17 protein-coding genes are annotated in these 23002 nt (G+C 53.0%); 5 read left to right on the forward strand and 12 right to left on the reverse strand.

Annotated features, from left to right (window positions below):
* Both ACMXX3_RS08650 and ACMXX3_RS08655 read left to right on the forward strand, forming a co-directional pair.
* Window positions 1–1680, forward strand: coding sequence for a heparinase II/III domain-containing protein (locus ACMXX3_RS08650; protein ID WP_421084324.1), 1680 nt, complete (start codon window positions 1–3; stop codon window positions 1678–1680).
* A gap of 156 nt (window positions 1681–1836) precedes the next feature.
* Window positions 1837–2571: a hypothetical protein gene (locus ACMXX3_RS08655; RefSeq protein WP_421084325.1), complete on the forward strand. Its 735-nt coding sequence runs from the start codon at window positions 1837–1839 to the stop codon at window positions 2569–2571.
* A gap of 278 nt (window positions 2572–2849) precedes the next feature.
* Here the strand turns inward: ACMXX3_RS08655 and ACMXX3_RS08660 are convergent, their stop codons facing one another.
* From ACMXX3_RS08660 to wecB, 4 genes are all read right to left on the reverse strand, one after another.
* Complete coding sequence (locus ACMXX3_RS08660; protein ID WP_421084326.1) at window positions 2850–3353, reverse strand: transposase family protein; 504 nt, start codon at window positions 3351–3353, stop codon at window positions 2850–2852.
* 633 nt (window positions 3354–3986) lie between these two features.
* Window positions 3987–6191, reverse strand: a complete 2205-nt coding sequence (locus ACMXX3_RS08665; protein WP_421084327.1) for a glycosyltransferase — start codon at window positions 6189–6191, stop codon at window positions 3987–3989.
* A 1-nt stretch (window position 6192) separates the two neighbouring features.
* Window positions 6193–6846, reverse strand: coding sequence for a hypothetical protein (locus tag ACMXX3_RS08670; protein ID WP_421084328.1), 654 nt, complete (start codon window positions 6844–6846; stop codon window positions 6193–6195).
* Window positions 6847–6980: 134 nt separating this feature from the next.
* The gene (gene wecB, locus ACMXX3_RS08675; RefSeq protein ID WP_421084329.1) at window positions 6981–8129 is read right to left on the reverse strand and encodes a non-hydrolyzing UDP-N-acetylglucosamine 2-epimerase; all 1149 of its coding nucleotides are present in this window, start codon (window positions 8127–8129) and stop codon (window positions 6981–6983) included.
* 300 nt (window positions 8130–8429) lie between these two features.
* Here wecB and ACMXX3_RS08680 point away from each other — a divergent pair, with 300 nt between their 5' ends.
* Genes ACMXX3_RS08680 through ACMXX3_RS08690 form a run of 3 tightly spaced genes read left to right on the forward strand, consistent with a single transcriptional unit; the run spans window position 8430 to window position 11636 of the window.
* Window positions 8430–8837: a hypothetical protein gene (locus tag ACMXX3_RS08680; protein WP_421084330.1), complete on the forward strand. Its 408-nt coding sequence runs from the start codon at window positions 8430–8432 to the stop codon at window positions 8835–8837.
* An 8-nt stretch (window positions 8838–8845) separates the two neighbouring features.
* The gene (locus ACMXX3_RS08685; protein WP_421084331.1) at window positions 8846–10984 is read left to right on the forward strand and encodes a glycosyltransferase; all 2139 of its coding nucleotides are present in this window, start codon (window positions 8846–8848) and stop codon (window positions 10982–10984) included.
* 22 nt (window positions 10985–11006) lie between these two features.
* Window positions 11007–11636, forward strand: a complete 630-nt coding sequence (locus ACMXX3_RS08690) for a hypothetical protein (RefSeq protein ID WP_421084332.1) — start codon at window positions 11007–11009, stop codon at window positions 11634–11636.
* 103 nt (window positions 11637–11739) lie between these two features.
* On the opposite strand, the gene ACMXX3_RS08695 is transcribed toward ACMXX3_RS08690, so the two are convergent.
* The 8 genes from ACMXX3_RS08695 to ACMXX3_RS08730 form a co-directional block, all read right to left on the reverse strand.
* Window positions 11740–14658, reverse strand: coding sequence for a hypothetical protein (locus ACMXX3_RS08695; protein ID WP_421084333.1), 2919 nt, complete (start codon window positions 14656–14658; stop codon window positions 11740–11742).
* A 116-nt stretch (window positions 14659–14774) separates the two neighbouring features.
* The gene (locus ACMXX3_RS08700; protein WP_421084334.1) at window positions 14775–15728 is read right to left on the reverse strand and encodes a Stealth CR1 domain-containing protein; all 954 of its coding nucleotides are present in this window, start codon (window positions 15726–15728) and stop codon (window positions 14775–14777) included.
* Between the two features lie 8 nt (window positions 15729–15736).
* Window positions 15737–16570: an ABC transporter ATP-binding protein gene (locus ACMXX3_RS08705; protein ID WP_421084335.1), complete on the reverse strand. Its 834-nt coding sequence runs from the start codon at window positions 16568–16570 to the stop codon at window positions 15737–15739.
* Window positions 16554–17450 (reverse strand): ABC transporter permease, encoded by an 897-nt coding sequence (locus ACMXX3_RS08710; RefSeq protein ID WP_421084336.1) that lies wholly within the window; start codon window positions 17448–17450, stop codon window positions 16554–16556. The genes ACMXX3_RS08705 and ACMXX3_RS08710 overlap by 17 nt, the downstream gene beginning before the upstream one ends.
* An 85-nt stretch (window positions 17451–17535) precedes the next feature.
* On the reverse strand, window positions 17536–19107 hold the full coding sequence (locus tag ACMXX3_RS08715; RefSeq protein WP_421084337.1) for a glycosyltransferase family 4 protein: 1572 nt from the start codon (window positions 19105–19107) through the stop codon (window positions 17536–17538).
* Window positions 19108–19295: 188 nt separating this feature from the next.
* Window positions 19296–20534 (reverse strand): glycosyltransferase family 4 protein, encoded by a 1239-nt coding sequence (locus ACMXX3_RS08720; protein WP_421084338.1) that lies wholly within the window; start codon window positions 20532–20534, stop codon window positions 19296–19298.
* Window positions 20535–20690: 156 nt separating this feature from the next.
* Window positions 20691–21890 carry a GtrA family protein gene (locus ACMXX3_RS08725; protein ID WP_421084339.1) on the reverse strand — a complete coding sequence of 400 codons (1200 nt, stop codon included), beginning with the start codon at window positions 21888–21890 and terminating at the stop codon, window positions 20691–20693.
* 5 nt (window positions 21891–21895) lie between these two features.
* Window positions 21896–22954, reverse strand: a complete 1059-nt coding sequence (locus ACMXX3_RS08730) for a phosphodiester glycosidase family protein (protein ID WP_421084340.1) — start codon at window positions 22952–22954, stop codon at window positions 21896–21898.
* Between the last annotated feature and the right edge of the window lie 48 nt (window positions 22955–23002).

The following is a 23002-nucleotide window of genomic DNA, read 5'->3' on the forward strand; positions in this document are numbered from 1 at the left end:
ATGAAGCCTACTGACTACTCTGGTTATCTGGCTGGACGGGCAAAAGACTTCAATCCAGCTTGGACAATTTCCCAAGTTGATGAAACAACCTACACTGCGCGCACTCCTAACCAGGTCCCACTGACCTTAACCACCCCAGATAACTACACCTACGTGCCGGAAAACCAGTATCAAAGTACGATGCTCTGGTATCACTCACTAGCCTGGCTCAAAGTTATTGCCACCCAATATCAGGACTACGAATTCATAAACAAGGCGCTCAAAGACTACTACCTGTTTGTATTTTCAGATGCCTACGAAGAAACACTAGCTACCCTTACGTCTCGAGACCACCTAACTGCTGAACAAATCAGATCTCTAACCTACCTACTTGCTACAGAAAAGGTAGAAGAACCCTGGCTATGCCATCAGATGCTCCTCAAGCTCACCGGGTGGGCAATGGACTCGCAAAACGTCAAAAACAACAACCACGGCATGATGATGATGGCCGCTTTGCTTCATGTGCCCCTCTTCATTGACCTAGACTCACCCAAAGAACTACGTGACTACGCCACACGACATCTCATAAACATCGTTGAGAACGCATTTGATTCTTCGGGGCTCTGCCGTGAGAACTCCCCCATATATCATCGCTTTTACATCACTTACCTCACACGCCTAATCGAAGAACTTCAATTCATCTTCCCAGCAGATGCAGAAGCAGACGTTACCGATACCCTCAAAGGCATCCTAAATCGCGCTGAACGCTCGATACAAGAAATTGCTCTTCCCGACGGGACGCTACCTCCATTTGGAGATGGAAACACCTCTCCTGCCTTCTACGAAATCGCTTCGGGAACAAGTAGCTTTTACTCAGCTGAGAGTGGATTTTTTTGCAGCAAAAAGGGCACAGAGAAGCAAAAATATTTTTCAATCAAATCAGGGTACTCCTCTATAACACACAAACACGCAGATGATACCTCGATTTTCTACTGGTATAACGGAAAACCAATAATCACTGATGCTGGTTTTTTCAACTATGACTGGCAAGACCCCCGCACATTAGCTGTGAAAACCCAGCTAGGCCATTCTGGAGCATTCTACCGTCGCTACGACCATCTGTACCCAGCCGCACTCTACCCCCTAAATAAAGAACCGAGAGTCAGATCAAATCTTTCGCATATAATTGAAGGAAACCTTAATATTCTTACCGCCAATTCTATAGTTGACGACACCTATAGGGTTGAACGGACAGTAAGATTCTCTCATCTAAATAATATTTTGATTGAGGATAAGTTCAGCGTAAAAGATGAATCTGCTGAAAAAGTTGTCCGTTTTCTAATCAACAAAGATTTTGGTCTACAAAAAACTGATACAGGATTACAGGTCACTGGACCTGACTTCACGCTAGATATTATTGTCAAGAGATCTCAAAATATCAGCTATGACTCGGGTGTTGTCGACGATGACCAACCTATCAAGGGTTGGGTCACGGACCGTCCCTTCCATACCCTTAAGCCATGCTGGATTATAGAGATAACACCCCAGGCCAACAGCGTGCTGACCAATCTCATTCTTCAAGAACATCAACCCAATGATTCTCAGTCACAGACGCGTGAAGAGTCCAGAAAAGGTAACGCCTTCGACGAGCTATTCAAAACTTCGCAAATGATTCAGAACATCACACAATTCTATAGCTAAGTAACAAGCTCCTACAGATCTGGACGAAGCATGACCACTGATAACACCACAGAGCAACTCCTTGCAGCAATTGCTCATCTGCGCCAAGAGGTAGAGTAGCTACAGGGTAAAATACTAAAGCACCAAAAAGCTGAAGAACATGCTTGGAAGGATTTTTTGTCTCGTACTGTGCCTTCACAGCACGAAATAGATTCTATCCGAGAAACCATAACTGCCTGGCAGAATGAAAAGGATAATCTTCAAAATGGCATCTGGAACCTTACTCCGGGTCGAGCCACCAACCATGGCTGGGATCAGCTAGTTGATCCTTGGATTGAGTTTTTCCCCACCATCGGTGACAAAATCCCAAGTGCCTACCGTATCTGGCAATCTGCCCACCGTTACTATAAGGCAGGAGACAAAGACCGAGCCGATCGGTGCGAACGCCTCAATTACATCCTTCATAACAGCTACATCCCTGCAGCTCTACAGTTGAGGGGAGAAGTAACTTTTGCCTACGGTGGAATTGGCGTCATTCTCCACCAAGATGCAGATATTTTCCCGCATGTCACCATAGGGGCAAACACCACTATCGATGGTAACGGAAGCCAGGTAAGAATTGACGAACGCACCGGCAGAAAAACGACGGTACCGCTGATTGGTACCCTGTCCACTATTGGTGCTGGAGCAAATATTACTGGAGGAATTGAAATCGGCCCTCTCTCAATTATTGCCCCTAACACGGTAGTTACTAAGAGTCACCCAGCAGGGTCTATCCTTGCAGGTGCGCCTGCCCGCCCCATCGCTCAAATCACCCTAGAAAATTGCCTCCGCTACAAAGCAAAATTCCTCCCAGCTCGGTCTTGGAGCAACGAGCAATTTATCGATTTCACTAAAAACCACTTAGTTTAACGTACTTCACGGGAAAAAACATGACCACACCTTTCATCCCTCACGATGGCCCGCAAACAGATTTTCTCATCACTACAGCAGACTCCCCTCAAACTCGAGAAATACTTACCAGTCTTGGAGCTCATGCTGTCGTACATGCTAATTACACTGCCTACGTATGGGACTCCAGATTCCAGAACATCTTTATCTCGGGAGCCGGTGTTCTAGACTCCCGTTTCTACCTTGGCCCAAGACCGCTAGCAGCAATGTTCTACCCCTCGTAGAAGAAACTATGAGGCTTATTCAAAAGTCCCACCCGCAGCCAAAAACACCAACCCCCGCACCACCGCAAACACCCGCCCATACAACCCCAACGGCCGCCTAAACCCCGTATGAAGAATCCGCCAAGTCTTGATATGAGCGATAACCCGCTCCACCACCGACCGCAGCCGATTCAGCACCCGATTATTCCGCCTCTGCTCCCGACTCAGCCGCTGACCCGGCTTGCGCCTGGCCGGGGTAGCCAACCCCAACCCGATATAGCCCTTATCAGCCACAGTGCTCTCATCAAGATATCTTTCCAAGCCATGATGTTTGAAGGCGTAAGCATCATGCCTGGCCCCGGGCACCGAGTCTGTGATAGCCAGCAACTTTCCATCCAAGGTGCAAATGACTTGGTGGTTGAATCCGGCTCGTTTGTGCTTTCCAGAGAAATTTGTTTTACCAAGTGAACGCCAATTCCACGTGGGTATCAGAGTCCCGTCAACTACTAAGGACCCGGGTGCTTTGAGGCTTTCTTTCAAAGGCTGAGTCAGCGGAGTGAGAATCTTCTCCAGGGCCTTTTCGATGGTGTTGATAGCTCGTGAGACTGTCGATTGAGAGACAGCAAAAAGTTCTGCGAGGAGTTGACGGTGAGGTTGTGGCGGTGGTAGAGCAGGGTGATTTTGAGGGCTTGGTTGAGGGTTAGCGCTGGTGGTCTTCCGCCTGGTTTTGACCAGGTGAGGTGATGGGTGAGGGCTGTGTGTAGTGTGGCGAATTGCGTGGCTGTGAGGCCGGTTGTACGCTGGTGTAGCAACGGTCTTGTCCGGTATGGCTTGAGGTTATTTGTAGAGATTTAACGCTCATATTTTTGCCGCGGGTGGGGCCGTTGTCTAGTTGGTGGGTGTGGGGTGCGTGTCTACTTTTGAATAAGCCTCATTCTAAAAATGATCCCAAGGCTAATCGCAACCTTGAAAAAATCATTACAGCTAAGAAACTGGTTAAACACGCATCAGATGCAGCACACGGGGCAACTTTGCTCTCGAATTGGGATGAAATTTCAGAAATCATCCAACAACAGCACCCGTAAAAAGGGCCTTCCTTAACCTGCATACCAGCACGATTAAGGAAGGCCAATTTATCGGTAGTAGTCTGTACCGTTGCTAAGATCGCTGTAGCTACGAGATCCCCTTGAGGGAGACCATCTCTTCCAAAGCTCGTATCATGCTTGGAACATCTCCTACAGATACTTTATATTTTGTATTCATTTTTGACAGGGGGGAACCCTCATCAACTAACGATAGAATATCCACACCTGCGCCAAGGTAATCTGAATACTTCGAGGGGAGGAAGGGGTTAATAGGAAGATTAGCATCTCGTTGTACATCGTTTACCAGCAAGACATCAAAAAGCTTTGAAGCGTTCAAAAACTCTAGATACGACAAGTAAGGATTACTATATACATTAGGGCCAAGTCCCATCTGTATTACTGCTTCCGAGACTTCATCTGGCTTATTACTAAATACATGCAACCTAATATTTTGGCGAACTCCCTGCGAAGCATTTGCCAAAGCTTGTAATACGTCTCCAATTCCCCGATTACTATAGAAACTTCCAAAATATGCAATATTCACTACATCATCTGGGACCTCGTAAGAAGTCTCTACCAAATCATATGCATACGCAGGCGGGGTCGGGTGATGCCTTACAGTAGCTTTACTTTTAACTAGTGACGTCAGAGAATTATCTTGGTAGAGAGACAGCATATAGTCCATCTGATTCTGGTTCGTAAAAATAAGTTCATCTGCCAGTAAGAACGTCACCAGTTCAATTAAGTCAAAGAAAGTCTTTACCGGTAGATGGCTATAGCCGCGTGCTGCAACACACGACTTCAGATATTGGACCGTTGCATTATCGGTCATCTCAGCGGGGCGTTCCCTACCCTCAGCATCACGTCGCAGGGGATCAGAAAACTCTGCACTCCACCGAACACCCCAGTGCTTATTCTTAAAGAGTGCGGCCGCTACATGCGAACCAACCCATAAAGCCCTGCTATAAATATTCTGATAAGAACCATTGAGAGCATTTTTACGTTCCGCAATCGCCAAAGCTTTCTCAGCGAATTCACAAATCGGATCACAGCCTGCAAAAGATGGTGGACTAGAAACAATATCCCGATCAGCAATCCAACGATCAGCAAGTGCAGACACAGCATAGTCATAACGCCGCACCTTAGACATATCGTTAGTGATAATGTCAGTTACTCGTCCACGTTCTACAATCGCTTTAGCAGCTACAACAGCACTAGTATCGGAGAAAGGCGCAAAGCAATAGACGAACGCCAAGTCTCGAGCTGGCTCCATCTGAACTAACTTCCAGGGGAAAGACTTTACACCGCTTTGCTCAATTGCAGAATAAACACGATCTTTTTCTTCAGGGTTTTCTTTGAGATACCTTCCAACGAAACCAGCCTGTGCAGCCAATAGCTGGTTGAGGGCTACCCTCTGCTTACTTTCAGGGGCCACCTCTATCTCTTCCAAAGACCGCATACACTGCAGACGCTGTTCAACTGCAAAGTTGAAAGTCATAACCTGACGAGAAACCGATTGATCCCTTAGCTGTCTCAGATAGGCGGCCTCATCAAGATCCTGAGGAACAGTGACCTGCAGCTCAGGGTACCTCAAAAGGTTCGAAAAATATACCAGGTCTTCCCCGCTTGCAAGATCGTGCTGATAACTAGAACGACGTGCATATTCCCGAGGGAAAAGCTTGCAAGCGTTAAAACCCAAAGCCCAAGACACCTCTGCCAACGGCAGACTCCGGCCCCTGAGCTGAAGAATACGCTGGTTTAATGTATTGAACTCATCCTGCTCGCCCTCTGAAGTAACATTCACGATAGGGGAAAGGACAAGATTCGTACCAGTTGAATTAGCCAAAGCTACTTCAAGGAACCTAGGTTGTACCTGATCATCATCATCTACAAAGGTAATCCGAGAGTACCTAGCAATATCTAGCCCAAGGTTCCTGGCGCCCCCTGCAGACCCTTCTTCAAGCCAGAACTTCCTGATTCTAATAGTCGGGTAGGCTCTCTGATACTCAGTGATTACCTCAGTTGTCCCATTATCAAGGCCATTGACTACACAGATAATCTCATATCGGGCAGGATCAAGAGTTTGTTGTACAAGAGAATCTAGGGCTCCCCTAATGCGACTAGCCCCGTCATAGGTTGCGATAATGACAGACACCCCTGATTCGAGGTCCCTATCAATTCCTTGGAAGTCTTTTGCCTCCAACTCCCCGATTTTTGCCTGATGTTCAGCTAATAAGGAATGACGTAGCTCTTTGTCTAGCAGGAGTTTACGGCCAAAATCTAAATCCATCATCCTAGTGCGCTCCTGACGTTGTGTTGCGATTCCTATCCCAACGGCCAAGCACAAGCTTCCCCACCTTTGAGTTCGCAAGGGCATCATATTTCCGCTGTAAGGCATCGAGTTTACTTTGGAGAGTCACGATTCTCCCCTCAAGCTCTGCTATATAAAGTTTATTCTTATGATTAAGAGCTTCCGCTGCTTGAGTTGCCTGCGTCTGCTTGGAATTTTTCGGCTGCTCGATAGCTAAAAGATCAACATTGCTGAGCAAAGCCACCAGCTGGTTACGAAGCTCAATCTCTCGGCTGTAGTCAGTGGCTGTGGCAGTTATATCTGTACCAGCAAGAACCATGCCGAACCTCATACCTTGAAAATAAACCTCAGCATCGAGGTCATCAACCTGACAAAGCCCAATTTCCACGGCAATAACCCGGTGAGTCACGATAATATCGCGAACAGCATATCCCTGCACTACAGGCTGGTTAAGTATCCAGCTGATTAGATGGGCTTGGTTCTTTGGAAACACACACCATACCGTATGAGAAGATAGATACCCCTCTAAATCCAGCGCTGCTAGATGATCTTCAAAAGCCTCTGGCCTGGAATCAACAATAGCTAGGGCATGCGCAGGGTGTGTATGTAGGTCGCTAGGGACCTCATGGCTAATCACACAGGAATCGGCTAAGTAGTCAAGCCCTAGATTTTTTCGATGGTAGTCATCAATGATGACTAGGGAATTAATCAGTCCCAGTGTGCCTGGTCCGGTTGGGGTCCTTGTTATTTTCATCGTCAGTTTTCCAGTAGCTAGAGGGTGGGGCTAAAGTCTTCAGTTCTCTGGCCAGCCCCAAAGAAGTGTTCTAGGGCAGCTACAGTTCGTTCAGCGGCTTTTCCATCGCCATAGGGGTTCGTAGCGTTAGCCATACGTTTATAGTGTTCCGGCTGTTCTATCAGGGCAACTACCTCTTCGATGATACGATCCTTAGCTGTTCCAATTAGACGTACAGTTCCTGCAGTGACAGCTTCTGGTCGCTCCGTGTTTTCTCGCATTACAAGCACGGGCTTCCCCAAACTCGGTGCTTCTTCTTGAACGCCACCTGAATCAGTTAATACAATTCGGCTAGCCTGGAGCAGATGAGAAAACTCGGCGTAGCTCAGAGGTTCAATTGTAAGAACATTGCTAAGTCCTTCTAGCTCAGGCATTACTGCCTCACGAACAAGCGGATTCAAGTGAGCAGGAAAAATGAAGGTGTAGTTTGGGTAGCGACGCGCTAATTCAGCGACAGCTCCTCCAATCCTCTTCATAGGGTCCCCTAGATTTTCTCTCCTATGAGTAGTAATGAGAACAATTGGGGCTTGGCTTTCAATGAGGCTACCGAGTTGGGGGTTATTGAAGGTGACCTCTTTTTCAATGGTGGCCAGTAGCGCATCAATAACAGAGTTACCTGTCACGACAATTGATTGCTCATCGATATTTTCAGCTAGCAGATTAGCTTTTGATTCTGCAGTAGGGGCAAGGTGAAGAGCTGTAATCTGGCTGGTAAGCTTTCGATTTGCTTCTTCCGGGAACGGTGAATAGAGATTCCCTGATCGAAGTCCTGCTTCAAGATGAACGACAGGAATGCCTCGGTTGAATGCCGCAATAGCAGCTCCCAAGACAGTAGTGGTATCCCCCTGTACGACAACTGCGTCAGGCTCATACTTCTCGTAGACAGAGTCCAATCCAGAAATAACTTTAGCGACTATACCGTTGAGTCCCTGGCCAGTGGCCATGATGTTCAGGTCTTCAGCAGGTTCAATACCAAAAAGAATATTGACCTGATCAAGCATTTCTCGGTGTTGCCCGGTAACAATGGCTATCGACTCAAAATGAGGGTTCTCTTCAATCGCCTTGATAATAGGCGCGACTTTAATCGCCTCGGGACGTGTGCCGTAGACGGTCATAATTTTTTTCATAGCATGGTTCTCCAATATGCCCTCATTCCCCCCTGAAAATGGGTTGATCCAGAGCAAGCATTAACACCCAACTATTCTACCGGCAGGTTACGCCAAAATAGCAGTAGAATGAATGGCTTAAGGAAAGCCTGTATAGTCACATTATTTCCTGTTCTAAGGTCAAGCGGGTAACCGCTTGATCAATCCTGTCTATTGTGGAGCACCACAAGCAAGAAAGCCACACTTAACCATACTCATGGATAAAATTGAGACAGAGCTTCACAACGCAGTCTGCATGAACCATAGATGAGGAGAAAGCCCATGGAATTTACCTTTACCGTTCCTGCTGGAACTAGTAAGGTACAACCCGCACTTGAAATCATTGAAGCGGCCCCTGAAAAAACTCTTCTCATTGCACTGGAGCTTCCAGGGCTCACCCAAACTGAAGCGAACAATGCTTTCCGGCTCTACGCTTGGTCGCAGAAACTCAACTCCCACTACCATTATCTTGCCCAGACTTCTGAGTTACCCTATATCTCTGACTACCCTGAAATCGCTCTGCCTGACACAGGTCAGCCCTTGACTCTTCGTCTTCAGATAAAGTCTTGGGGTGCTAATGGGCCTAAGCCTCATAAAGTTATCGGCCGTGTGGCCATCAGCTACACGTCGCCCTTCGGCGAAGTTCTTATCTACCCTGATTTTTCCGCCCCTGCTTCAAGCACTAACTAGGTTGTCTCATGCATAACATTGATATCTCCGTCGTCATTGGCTTCCGTAACTGGGGGGCAGAACGTATCAGAATGTCCGCCCGCTCCATCATGGCTTCATTCGGTAACTACAGCGGTGAAATAATTATCTCCGACTACGGCTCAGACGACCCAGTACCCGTCAAAGCAGTAGCCGATGACCTCGGCCTCAAATACATCTACACTCCCGGTGACAAGGTCTGGTCCCGTTCCCGAGCCCTCAACGCTGGGTTCTCGATTGCCGAAGGTAATGTTCTCGTCTCAACCGACGCAGACATGTTGTTTACCCCTGAATCCTTCTCAACGATTTACGAGACCATTTCCCATCAGCCTGGCTCGGCCCTTTTCCTACAGTGCCGGGACCTACCAGAAACAATGAGCGCTGAAGCTCTCAGCCGACTCGACGCCATTAGCTGGGACGCCCTAGAAGACGCAGGACGTCTTCGTCCCCGCTGGGGCATGGGAGGCATGATGGCGATCTCCCGCAGCGGCATGAATGCCGTCAGAGGGTTTGACGAACGGCTGCATACCTGGGGTGGTGAAGACCTCGACTTCGCCCTCCGCGCCAGACGAGCAGGCTACAAAACCGTATGGATTGACGACCCCCGCGTCCGCATGTACCACATGTGGCACCCCTCTTCTAGCGTGAAAGCTAGTCAAGACGAAGTCGGCCGTGAAGCCGTCGCATTTAACAAAAATGTGGTGTACAACGACACCACTACCCTAAGGAACACCCGCCACTGGGCCCACCGCCTCTCCGATGCAACACCTCTTGTCACCGTTGCTCTCGCAACCCATAACCGAGCTGACCTCATCGGAGAAACCATCCAATCAGTCCTGATGCAAACCATGCCAGATTTTGAGCTACTCATCGTTGACGATGGCTCCACTGACGGCACCCGCCAGGTTATCGAATCCTTTGACGACCCCCGTATCCGTTATATCTATCAGGACAATGCTGGAATCTCAGCCACCCGCAACCATATCCTACGAGAATCACGTGGCCTCTACACCGCCGTCATTGATGATGACGATCTCATGCACCCCCGCCGTCTTGAATGGCAGCTAGAAGCCCTCACAGAAGGTGTTGACGGAGCAGTCGGAGCCTTCATCAACTTTGACCACTCAACCGGCGCTTTCAAGCTCTTCTACGGCCAATCCCCCAGCCAGAACCAGCTCACATTCAACAAGACCGCCCCCGGTCACGGCACCTGGCTTATCCGCACCTCCCTCCTTAAAGCAGTCGGCTACGATGAAACCATTAGCTCCGGCATCGACTTCAACGTCTTCACACGTCTAATTCGAATCGGGGCCAACATCAAGCACATCGGCCAGGCAATCCTGCTACGCCGAATGCACGACGGACAAATCACCACAGCTGAATCCTCCAAACAAGAAGAAACAGCCAACCAAACCTGGCGCTTCTACAACTACACCATGCGCCAGGAATCAAAAACCTACCTAGAAAGCACCAAACCTGGCTCTTACTACACCCCCAAAGCAGAAAACTGGGCAGAGGAAGCCCTCCTGGCTTTCCTACCCGATAGTCTCATTACCCGGGACGCCCAGGTAATCGTCACCCCCGAAAACCTCGATGCTGCCCAGGCCCTGCAAACAGATGGCCGCAAGTCTTTCCTCGCCGTGGAAGCCACTGCCCAGCAAGCCTCGCCCCGTCCTCTCACCGTTCACGGTGCAACCTATGCTGACCTCGTCAAACTAGCTTCATTAGGCACCCAAGTTACTGCTACCCTCACAGGCTTCACCGAGCAATCTCTCCAAGCCCAAACCGCAGCGGCAGACCTCCTCGATGGTGTCGCTTACCCCCAGGTGTGCGAGCCCTTCTCTGAAGCAGGTTCCGTCAACAGCTACCAGCTGCTTGTCGATGAGTATAGGGCTCTCTACCCGAATGTCTCCGCAATCAACATCTATACCTTCGCCACGACAAACGACTACCTTGCCTTCAAATCTGCATACGCAGGCTCCACCGTGCCAGGCCTTGGTATCGCCTCAGCAGAAAACTACTATTATGCCCTGCCCACCGACCAGGAACTCCCCAAGAAACACAAAGCCCACCTTTGGATTACCCTTGGCCGCAGCGCAGAAGACCTCTGGAAAGGAGGGGCCTCCTAACTGCTAGGCAGGAAACACCACCATGAAAATTAGAACTGAAACTAACACTTTCTCCCCATTCAGCCTCATCGCAGAACGCGGCGAGTACGATGCCCTCCCCCCGCTAGATACACTCCACATCGATTTCGCCCCTACCAAGGTGAATGCAGACAGGCTTGCGATAGCCAGCTACCTGGTTTTTGGTTCCTATGCTTCAGGCACTATCGAAATGCCAAAGAAGTTCTGCCCGGCTACAGCTGAAGCTATGGAACAGGACGCCCGCCCTGTGCAGCTCCGTCCCTCCCCCATTGAGTACTATCCCCAGCCTCTAGCCATTGGTCAGCGTACCGCCAAAGTATATTTCGGGCTCCCCGGCGAATCCCCCGAGGGCCAGTTTGGAATCCTACCCTCAGATAGCTACAGCGGTATCATCACAGGCCCCAACAAACTCCTGTTAGCTTCAAACGCCTTTGTGTTTGATGCCCTCACGAACTCAGGCCAAGACATCCGAGCCCGCTTAGCCGTAGCCGTCCTTTTCGCCGAAGATTTCAGCATCGACACCTTCATCCTGGACGGAACCGCTATTGACCGCACAGAGCAAAGAACCCTCATCAATCTGCTGGCTTCATGCCGTCTAGGGCTTCAATTCTTGCTCCCGACCACAGACCAATAGCAGGAGCCCAACCGACCTCTTACCTCTCTGGGCAACCCACCCAAAAAGACTCTGGCCTGTAGCACCACACGCTACAGGCCAGAGTTATTAAACCCTCAAGAAACTAATCTTCGAACCGTTCAGGGAAAGTACGGCGGTACCACTGCTCCGCAAAAGGATCAGGCTTGTCCATCAGCGGATCAAAATCTCGTTCCTCATAGTCAAACGCTGCCGTCTTATCACGCCAGCCCAAGTGAGTACCACGAATATGACGCGCCAGCACCTGCTTTGTCAGATCCTGCTCTGTCATAGACACAAGATGGTTCTTAATCTGAGCCTTCAAAGGAATCCGTTGCGGACTGTAAGCAACCTTTGAAGAGAACGGACCCTCAACAATATCCAGGTTCAAATAATCCGTGCATAGACGCTGCTTACGCTCAGGATCCAGACCAGGGCGAGCAACCGGCGGGGCGTCATTCACCTGATAACGCACCACAGCAGACGGTGCCTCATCAATATAATCGGTGAGCGAGCGCCCATCCTCAGTCATCACCATTTCGTCAACGTCCCCCTGCAACACGTGGGCAGAATTGTGGCAAAAACGCCAACGCGCATGTTCCCAGGCAATGTACTGGCCAAAGTCAGACTTCCACCCATTACGCAGAGGACCAAATTTCTGAGGCCAATCCACAATAAATCCAACCTCTAGCCCCTCGATACCCCTAAGCGCATTCAGCAACTGCTCATGGGTATACAGGGTTGACCCGTTATCGTAGATAATGGCCGCAGTCGCCTTATGGTTAACCACCAGGTTTCGGAACCAATCCTGAATCGCCTGCAAATCATTATTACGGTTCATCGTCACAGCTACAGTACGGTCAGCGAACACATCGCGGTAACCCCGGCCAGGATGAACCGTCCAGCGCTCGTCATCTACACGCACAGTCACGGTATCCGGGTACACTTCAACCGGAATGAACATACGCGAAGCCCGGTCAAGCTCTTCCCAAGTATCGTCAGTCAACTCAAGGGGCTGACCATCAGCAAACAAACCGAACTTGCCGATATCTTCCTTGAGGTTTAGTCGCGGCGGACCTACTGCAATGACCTTGCCGTCCTCGCAGAAGATATCCGTGAGCAGCGTCAAACTATCGAACAAAGCCATATAACGCGGATTCAAATCAGCTGCGGGAATTCCCGGCATCCTGAAGTATTCCTTATGAGCGGGCAGAGTCACCATAGCGGGCTTCAGAATCTTCCACAGTCCCCCCTTCTTAAGCGGAACCTGAGAAACGAGAGTAGCACCCAGCTCTTCTGGGTTTGTTTCCTCTTCCTGCTCATTCCGAAGGTCAAGGAGACGAGCAGCTTCCTGATAAACATCCTGAACAACCTTAACCAGGTCCTTCAAGACCTCCTCTAAGGTGCCCTGGTCACGGCCAATCTTAATAAGGAGGTGTTCCTTGTTATAGGGGGCATAAGCAGGAACCGGGTAACCAGCAGACTTCACGGCCTGCCAAATCTCGTCGCTAGAAATCTTCGACGATGCAAAGAGCAGAACTTCCAGGGAACGGAAACGATCCGGGTTCACATGCAAACGGAAACGAATAATTCCACGGTCAGTCGTCAGTTCCTTCGTCTCATACATCAGGGCAGAGAACTGCCACACAAAGACGTTGCTCCACCGGTAACCACTCAAGGCACGAGTCACGTACCCCCGCGCAAACTCACGAGGGTATTCCTTACTCACCTCAGCGCCAAAGGTATCTGCCCAGAGCACAGCAGTGTTAACTTTCCTCATTTCATCTGGGAAAGCCAGTTTGAGGTGGTCAATCCATAGGGGATCTACCCAAAGCTTGTCAGTAACTTCAACAGGGGTTAGCCGCCCCTTGCGATGGCCCCAGCCAGTAGTCAGCGGATGAGCATGGGCAAAACGGAATCGCTCATCTAGGGGCGCAGAAATACCCTGCAAGCCAGCCTCGTTGAGATAGGCAGCTGACTTCTGTCGCAACAACTGAGGACTAAAGACCAAACGCGGTTGCGCACCAATTTGAGGGTCAGCGTACGGCAACTGCCATAACCGGGTTGACCCACCAGCCTCAGAAAATTCCTTGAACTTGGCATTGACGAGCGGGTAGCCAGGAACTCGAACACTAGGCTGATCTTCATCCAGAATTTCGGCCAGGTTATGCTCAGCAGCCAGAAGGTACTCATCAATATTGAAATAAAGGACTAACTCAGAATCAGCTAGAACCGTTGTGCGAGCATGTTCCAGCATACAGGCAGGGCTGAAATAGGACTCCCACGGAGCACGAGCAGGGCCAAAAGGATAATCCCATGTAGCAACAGCACACACGCCCTTAAGGGACTCAGCATCAACACCAGTGCGTTCTGCATAAGTTTTCAGACCATCAGCAAGACCAGTTTCAAGTGCGCTTAGAAGTTCCTGTCTGCTATACAAGGTACTGGCGTTGTCATACAGCAAAATGCCTTCAATGCCATGAGCGGCACCGTAAAAACGAGCCCAGTCTTCAACCCAGCCCAAATCATTGTTTAGGTTCCAGGTCACCAGGACCTTTCGGCCAGCAAACCTATCAAGATAGTAGGAACGCGGCTGAATCTCGTAGCTTTCAGAACCAACCTGAACAGATAATGAACCATCTGCGTTCAATAAAGATGTATCGAGGAATATCTTATGAGTTTTGGGGGAAGACCAGCCCTCTATGCCCTTTTCAGGTTCAGCTCCGGTACGCACACGCGGTAGGGTGGCGTCCTTAGCTAGCTCCTCAGTGAAGAAACCCTCCATAAGGTCGGCTAGCAAATACCCGTCAGGCCCAATGCGTACCTCATCTGCAAAATTCAAGAAAGGAGGGGCTACTACCACTACCTGCCCAGGCTCAGTATGAGCCACATCGTAGAAAACAGTCGCAAAATCATACTCATTTTCGTACTCACGAGGCCGTACCTCTGGTGCGCAGAGATGGTTACGAAGTAGAGAGGCGCTACGCAGCCCCTGCAATTCAATCAAAAAAGAATCAATAGTCATCAGGTACTTCCATCAGGCGAGTTTTTATTTAAGATGAAGTCTACTGCCATCGTGCTCCTACGCCAGGGAATAACCTGAGAAGAAGCACATCGTAGCAAGAGATTACTGGAAGAAAACTAGCGTTCAAACATTGATCGCTGAGGTAGCTTTGCTTCAAAGGCGTCACGGTAAATCTTCTGAAGTTTCTCGTAGTCGCTAATAACCCCTTGGTCATTAATGCAGAGCATCTTCACTTCAGGGTCCTGCAGAAACTCCAAGGCAAGACTCATGCCAGACTCAATATTTACCGTACGGCTTGAGTTGGTTCTAGTATTTGAGAACTCGCCCGAAGCTAACTGCCAATATCTCACTAACCAACTTGTAATGTTAGCTGCTGACCGGAATGGGTGTTTCTGAGTCTGCCGTACCTCAAAAGTACATTTCTCTTGAGTTACCAGATGAAATACAGACCGTTTATAGGGGACCGGGGCATGATGATCCCAGAAACCGTACACCGGTGTTCCCTGCGGGCAAGAGTCTCGTTCTACAATCTCACCAGTCTCTGGATCCTTACAGAAGAACCGATTAATCTGGTACATATTCATCATCTGCATTGCTGCCAGATGAGCGCCCCGAGGATTTATATAAGTCTCTTTGAACATCTCAACAGGTAGACCATCGACAAAGAAATACTCAGGGTCGATAGGCTGATTGATGAAAGTATCATCGTTAAAAAGCACAAAATGCTCAGATAATCCCGGAATACGAGAGACAGCTAGCTCAATGGCATTGGTATTAAAAGTCGGCAGAAACTGGGAATCAATAATCTGGTCATGCCTAACATGTACAAGCTTCTCGCACTCCAGATTAATCCAGTCAGGTAGCTGGCCGTCGGTCACCAAATACACCTTATTGACCCACGGGGCATACTCCTGCACTCCCCGGAACCAATACTTGAAAATCCCCCAATCACGGTAGCGGTGCTCATAAGCAAAGTCGCTCCCCGACTCTGCAACAGCTTTGTTCTTCTTCTCGACCCACTCCGGATCAGAACCATCGACCCAGGTCACAACAAAATCAATGGGTTCCATTGAACTTCCTAATCAACATCAACATCCCCATCCTTGATATAACCGCCCTTGCCTAGCTCCCTGGCTTCAACCAGCAGGGCCGCGGCCTTGGCGTCATTGCCCAGGGCTAGGTTATGCGCAAACCAGCGGTACTTGCGGGACACGACCCGGGCGTCGCCGTCCATAATCAGCTCCCCCTCATCAATCCAGAGGGCCCGCGTACACATCTGCTCAATCGTCTGCGCCGAATGGCTCACCAAAAAGACCGTACCAGCCCGCTCCAGCAGGCCGTCCATAGCCTTCTTCGCCTTCTCCGCAAAAGCCACGTCACCGGCACTCAGGGCCTCATCAATCAACATAATATGCGGGCTGGCCGCCATCGAAATCGCAAACCGCAAACGCGACCCCATACCCGCCGAATAAGTATTCATCGGCCGGTACACCGCGTCCCCAATACCAGAGAGCTCAATGACGCCTTCCCGGGCCGCCTCCACCTCGGCCAGGGACATGCCCATGGCCAAACACCCCAGCGTGATATTGTCATCGCCCGAAAGATCAGGATTCAAAGCAGCCGAAATACCAATCAAGGTCGGCTGATCTGAGGCATACACTGCCCCGGCTGTTGGAGTCTGCAAACCAGCAATGACCCTCAACAGGGTAGACTTACCCGACCCGTTCTTACCGACCAGGCCAATAAACTCCCCCTGACGAGCAGTAAAGGACACGCCCTTCACAGCCTGCAACAGCTTCCGCTGCTGCCGCATACGCCCCCGCTTATAGCGGGTCACATAATCAACCGAAACCCCATCAACAATCACGTTCGGGGTGCGCTCAGCCTCAACCTCACTACTGAACCGAACCATAGCGCTCCTCAGCCTTCACAAAATACATAAACCCAAAGATCAGCAGGCCAAACGCCCAAGCCCCCAGCCCCAGCCACAAGCCCGGCCCAGGAACAACCCCATCAATCAAAATCTGCCGGTACAAGCTCAAAGCCATAAACAAGGGATTTACCTCCACCAGCGCCAGCAAAACCGGGTGATTCACAAACTTCTCCACCGGAAAAATCACACCCGACCCATACATCAAAAACCGGGACGCAAAACTCAACACTGCAGACATATCCGGAATAAACCAGCCCAAACGGGCCACAATCAAGGCAATACCCGTATTCATCATCGACTGCAAAACAAACACCGGAAGCACCAACAGCCAGCTCACCTGCGGCCAGGCATGAGGCGGAATCACCATAATGCCCACCAGCATAATCACCAGCATAGGAACAGCCTCCAACAGAAGCTTCATCGACAAAGACGCCACCGGCAAAACCCTCGGAAAATTAAAGCCCTGAATCAGGCCCTTACTCCCCCGCATAACATTCGCGCTAGCAGTCAGAGACGACGAGGTGTACTGAAACATCAGCACCCCAATAATCACATAGGCCGGGAAATTCGCCATCCCCCGATCTGCTTGGAGCACCACCCCAAAAATAAACCAGAAAAAGAGCACATCCAACAGAGGCTTAAGCAACAACCAAGCAGAACCCAGCCGATTCACACTATTGGTGGAATACACCTTAAACCGGGACTGGTGCCACACAAACCAGCGGTACTTCCAAGCCCGCTTCAGGTAATCCCGGTAGGACCCGGGCACACCAACCTTATGCAACTGCCCCCAAGCCACCAGGTGCTCAAAAGCCCTGAACTGGTTACTCAAACCAATCGGACGCTTCGCCTTAGCCAATCCTGCTCCCTTCACAGGCTCGCATCAACAACGCTGTTTTCGCGCCGTATTCTAGGTCTAGCCTAAGCCTATTTATACCCAATACCTACAAACCAAGAGACCGATAAACGTCACGCACAATCTTGGCGTTGTGCGCCCACGTCCGGGTAGCTGCGAACTCCCGCCCGGCAGCGGCCAAGGACGCGGCGGCGTCGGCGTCCTCGGCAAGAACCTGCAGGGCCTGGGCGAAGCTCTCCACCGAATCAGCCTCAGCTACCAGGCCGGTAGGGGCCGTCACCCCGTTCTGCACCAGCTCAACCAGGGGCGGGACGTCCGACACCACAACCGGGCGGCCTACCGCCATCGCCTCAATGGGCTTGAGGGGGGTGACGGTACGGCAGACAATATCGTCGGTTCGTGGCACCACAAACACGTTGAGCGCCTGATGGGCAATCTTTGCCTGATCAGGTGAAATCCGCCCCAAGAAGACAGCTTTCTCCCCCAGGCCCAGCTCCTGGGCAAGACGTTCCAGCCGGGGCCGGTCGGTGCCGTCACCTGCCAGGAGGACGCACACGTCCTCCCCCCGCTCCCGCAAGAGAGCCGCAGCCCGCAGGAGGGTATCAAACCCCTCATAAGGCACCAGGGAACTCACAGACCCCACCCAGAACCCGTCAGCAGGCAGGCCAAAGCGGGCGCGGGCGTCCTCGGGTGCTAAATCTTCAGCCAGCAGGGCCTCATCAACAGCATTCGGAACCACCGTGATTTTCTCAGCCGGAATACCGCGCTCCACCAGGGTCTTCTTCATGGTGCCCGACAGGGTCAGCACCCGGTCAGCTAAATGCATCAGCTGGTTTTCCCGGGCCCGGGTGCGGGTAAAGCGCTGGCTCAACCGGGCCGTCTCCTGCTGGCTTGCAGGCTGCTTACTCAGCCACGTCTCCTCAAGAACCCCCCGCACCTCATACACCCACGGCACCCCCCAGGCTTTCGCCAGGGCAGAAGCAACCAGGCCATTATGGTAGTGCGTCGTCGTATGCACCAGGGCAGGACGGCCCCCAGGCAGCGCCTGCACTACCTGGGCAGCCCTCTGCGCCCACAGGTTCAGGCGGCCAGTCTGGCTAGACGGCAAAGCCCAGGGCAAGAGGCGGCGGTACGCAATCGACCCAACACGGGCCTCGTCCCGGCCAAAGAACTTACCCACAGCCACCGGGTAACCCACCCGGGTCACAGCCACCACCTCAGTGCCAGCATCAGCAAGCGCCTGCAAGAGCCGCTGGGTACGCAGGGTATACCCAGACTGGGTTTCAGGCAGGGAATTCGTCAGCACATGCAGGACGCCCTTGCCCCGGGGCCCTGCCCCAGGGCCGGTAGCCGGGACTTCCACAGACCAATCGGGGTTGAGGAGATCAGCTTCAGAAGCGAACTTCGCCGCAAACCGCCTACTGCCGGTGGCACGGGCAGCGGCAACAGCCGCGTCCACCATCCCCCGGGACCAAAGAGCCCTAGCGCGTGTTGCAGGGGGCATCTTCTCTACCAATTCGTCAGGAAGAGCACCCGACGAGGCTGCCACCTCCCAGGCTAAACGCACACTCGGCGACCGGGAACCGCCCCCGGTGTCAGCTGCGAGTACAGCAGTAAGCTGGGCATCGACGTCGGCAGTGCCCAAGAGTTTGCCGCCCAAGGCCCTACCCCCAACCCAGGGTGAGCCTTCCAGCACCCGCCCCAGAGGCCCCCGCACCTTCGCCGGAGCACGCTGGGCTAATTGCACCAAAAAAACAGCCGGGTCAGTCACCGCCAAACCAGCAGCAACTCCCCCAGCCAACACAAGATTACGGATCACTTGAACCGCACGAGCCAAGCCCACAGACGCTACCTCCGTGCCAGGCCAGCCAGTAGCTCCAGGTAACGCTCGGCCAGCTCATCAAAATTGAAATTCTTTAAGGCGTACTCCCGGCCCCGCTGGCCCACCGCCAGCCGTGACCTGTCTTGGGCCAGATCAACCAGCACCCGTGCCAGGGCCCGAGAATCCCCCGGCTTGACCCGGATACCAGCACCCGACTGGTCCAAAATGTTCGCAGCTTCACCAGCCACCAAACCAATGACCAAACGCGGAACCGACAACAGCTCAAACAGCTTTGAAGGTACAGTCCACTCAAAAGCAGGGTTCTCTTTCAGGGAGACTAAGGTAGCGTCAGCCCACTCATAGTGCTCCGCTACCTTTTCACGAGGTTGCAGGGGCAGAAACTCCACGGGTAGGTCGTGGGCCTGGACATACTCCTGCAACTTCGGCTTATCAGCACCCTCGCCTACAATCCGCAAACAAACCTGGGTCTCAGGTGCCATCTCCCGGGCCTTCAGCACAGCCTTGACAACCTCATTCAGGCCCTGGGAACGCCCAATAGTGCCCATATACAGCACCTTCAGGGGCTCACCCTCCCGACCATTCAGGGGGGCAACACCTGCAAGGTCGCTCCGTGCCGTCGTCCCATTCGAAATCGTCTCAACAGGGGTTAGCCCCCGCTCACGCAAAACCGTCGCAAAACTCTCAGTAGCCGAAACCAACAGGTCAGCCTTCTGCTGCATGGCCTTCACCGACGGGGCAAAAATCTTCTTCGAAACAACCTCAAGCACCCGGTTTTTACGCTTAACACTTGTAATAACATCGGGCCAGGCGTCCCGCATCTCAACCACCAGGGGAACACCCAGGAGCTTCTTCAAGGCCACGCCAGCGAACAGGGTCGGCACGCCGGGAACCGTAGCCACCATGGCATCGAACTGGTGGCCCCGGCCCTTTAGAAACAGGGAGGCGCCCACTGAACCGGCAGCCACAATCGCCTGATCCACCAGGCGAATCCAGCCGGAATAACCGTGCAAGAGGTAAGGAACCCGAATAACCTGCTCGCCAAACTGGCCGGTCTCAACCTTCATGACGGTGCGTCGCCCGTCCCGCAGATTTGAGGTAGCCTCCACTGCCGGGTAATGCGGCCCAGGGCAACACACAGTCACCTGATGGCCAGCCGCCTGCCAGCGTCGAATCAAAGCAGACCAACGACGCTGCGGGGCTCCGACCTCAGGCAAGTAATAATGCGTGATGACCAGAATCTTCATAAACGTGTGCGAGTGATGTGTGTGATGAGATAAATACTCACACTAACTTTACACTCGCTTCACGCAATTCTGCACACTGGGGGCCAGTTTGCGCCCAGGTGCCACCCCGGGGCCGGGCCGGCTGGGCGCCATAGCGGGGGCGGGGGCACAAGGGTTTTACAGGCTGTGTTCTGCATAGGCAGGGCTGGCAGCTAGGCGCTGACGGACGGGGGCCGGAGCCGGGGCTGAGCCAGGTTCTGGCTGGGAGAAGACCCAGCGGCGCTGGACTGCAAAGCTCACCGGAATCAGGGCCACCTCAACCAGGATCTTAGCGATCAGCAGCGGAACCCCCACCCAGGTCAAAGCCTGTAGGGCCCCGGCGTTGAGGGCCAGTAGGGTCACAGCCAGCAGGCCGTAGCGCACCAGGGAGGCTCCGGTGGCCGGACGCGGAGCCCCGTCGTGCATCACCACCCGGTTCAGGGCGAAATTGCAGAGGGCAGAACAAATCCGGGCCCCAACCACCGCCGCAGCCAGGGGCACCCCGGCAAGTACCAGGAGCATGAGGGTTGCTGTGTCGATCAGGAAGCCTGAAAAGCTCGAAGCTAAGAAAAGCAGAAGGGGCGCGTAGATCCGCAGGGAATCCCGTATAGGCTGGAAGTGGCTGGTGGGGTTGCCCGGCTCATACACCTTCGTGATAGGCACCTGGGCCAGTTCTACCCCGTGGCGGGAAGCTCTGAGGAGCATAGTGAACTCGTACTCGTAGCGGTCCCCTGGTAGATCCTGCGCCCAGGGCAGGATCTGCGGGGTCAGCCCCCGCAAACCGGTTTGGGTATCAGCTAGTTTCTGGCCGGTCGACAGGCGGAAAAGAAAGGCGGTCAGCGCATTACCGACCCGCGAGCGCACCGGCACCTGGACGGTGGGGGCGGCCGGGTCAGCGATGGTTCTTACCCCCATGACCAGGGTTTTGTGGCCTGCGGACGCATGGGCTTCGGTTTCCTGCCCTACGGCCAGGATGTCTGCGGGCAGGTGCTGGCCGTCGGCGTCCGCGGTGACGACAACTTCCCCGGGGGCCTGTTGCTGGGCCCAGGTGATTCCCGCCCGGAGGGCTGCTCCCTTGCCCCCGTTGCGGGGAAGGTTGAGCACGGTAATGGAGGTGAGGCCGGGCTGGTTGAAGCGGCGTTCCAGGGAGGGGGCCGGGGCCAGGCGCTTCCCGAGCTCCTGGACCTGCTCGAAGACGGGGGTGTAGTCGGGGCCTGAGCCGTCGTTGACGACGAGGATCCGGGCAGCTACCCCCTGTTCGGTGGCGCAGGCCTCGAGGCCTTCGATCAGGCCTACTAGCGAGGTGTCGGGTTTGTAGGCGGGAATCAGGATCAGCATGGTTCTTAGGCTCCTGCGATGTAGAGAATATCGCTGGTTTCGCGCTCCTTGCCCTTGCCGAGGGGGTTATTGACGAGGGCGTTGTTGAAGAGCATGACGGAGGAGCCGCCGCCGTCGATGTTGTAGGCGGTGGTGCAACCGGCGTCGAGCATCATTTGGGCGAGTTCGGTCATGGTGGCGCCGCGGGAGTAGCCTTCTGAGCGGCCGTCAACCACCATGAAGAGCAGGTGGTTGGTTCCGATCAGGCCGACGGCGGTGCGGGGCTGCTCGCCCTGGATGGAGTGGTTGCCGAAGTTGGTGTCTACTTCAATGTCTTCGATACCGTCGAGAATCGCGCCGTTTTCGACCAGGGCCGGGCCGAAGGAGAGGGTCTGCAGGACGCCTTCTGCGACGAGAGTCTGGGCGTCAGTGCTGGTTTCGTCGTAGATTTTGGCGGTGCCGTCAGCGTAGAAGGCCAGGCCGGTGCGGGCCGGGGAGTCCCGGTAGACCACGCCGTTGCGGATGACGATGCCCGTTTCGCGGAAGCCGTAGTAGTCACCGTTGATAGCCCAGATGGCGTTGTGGGCAGCTGCCATTTCGCTGGGGTTCTGAACGATGTTCAGGCCGAACTGGTTGTTGGCAAAGGCTGAGCGCAGGATGCTGGCTGAGCCGAGTTTGATCTCGGCGGTGTAGGCGGTGATCTGGTCGCTGGTTCCCTCGTTGAGGACGATGGTGTTCAGGGTAATTGAGCCGTTATCGGCAGTAGCGCCGGTTGCGGTGACCTGCATGTTGGTCAGGGCGGTGTCGTTGGCAGCTGCGGTAGCTGCGTTGGTGGCGCTGGTGGTGCTGTTTGAGGCGGCTTGGGCTTCGTAGGCGGCGACGTCTGCGATTTCCGTGTGGTCGCGCAGGTAGCGGTTGTAGCCCCAGGCTGCCCCGCCCAGGCTGGTGACGCCCAGGACGCCGAGGCCCCCTAGGAGGGCTGAACGGCGGCTGATCCGCCGCGCGGCAGGTTGGCTGGGCTGGTTCTCAGCAGGGGTGGTTTCGATGGACTGGGTCTGGGTGAGGTTCTGGTCTTGGTTCTTCATACCCACCAGCATGGTGGGTCAACCCATGACCGAGGCATGTCTAACCTA

Origin of the sequence: Rothia nasimurium (assembly GCF_049068285.1) — a bacterium.
In the GTDB taxonomy this organism is placed as follows: Bacteria; Actinomycetota; Actinomycetes; order Actinomycetales; family Micrococcaceae; genus Rothia; species Rothia nasimurium_I.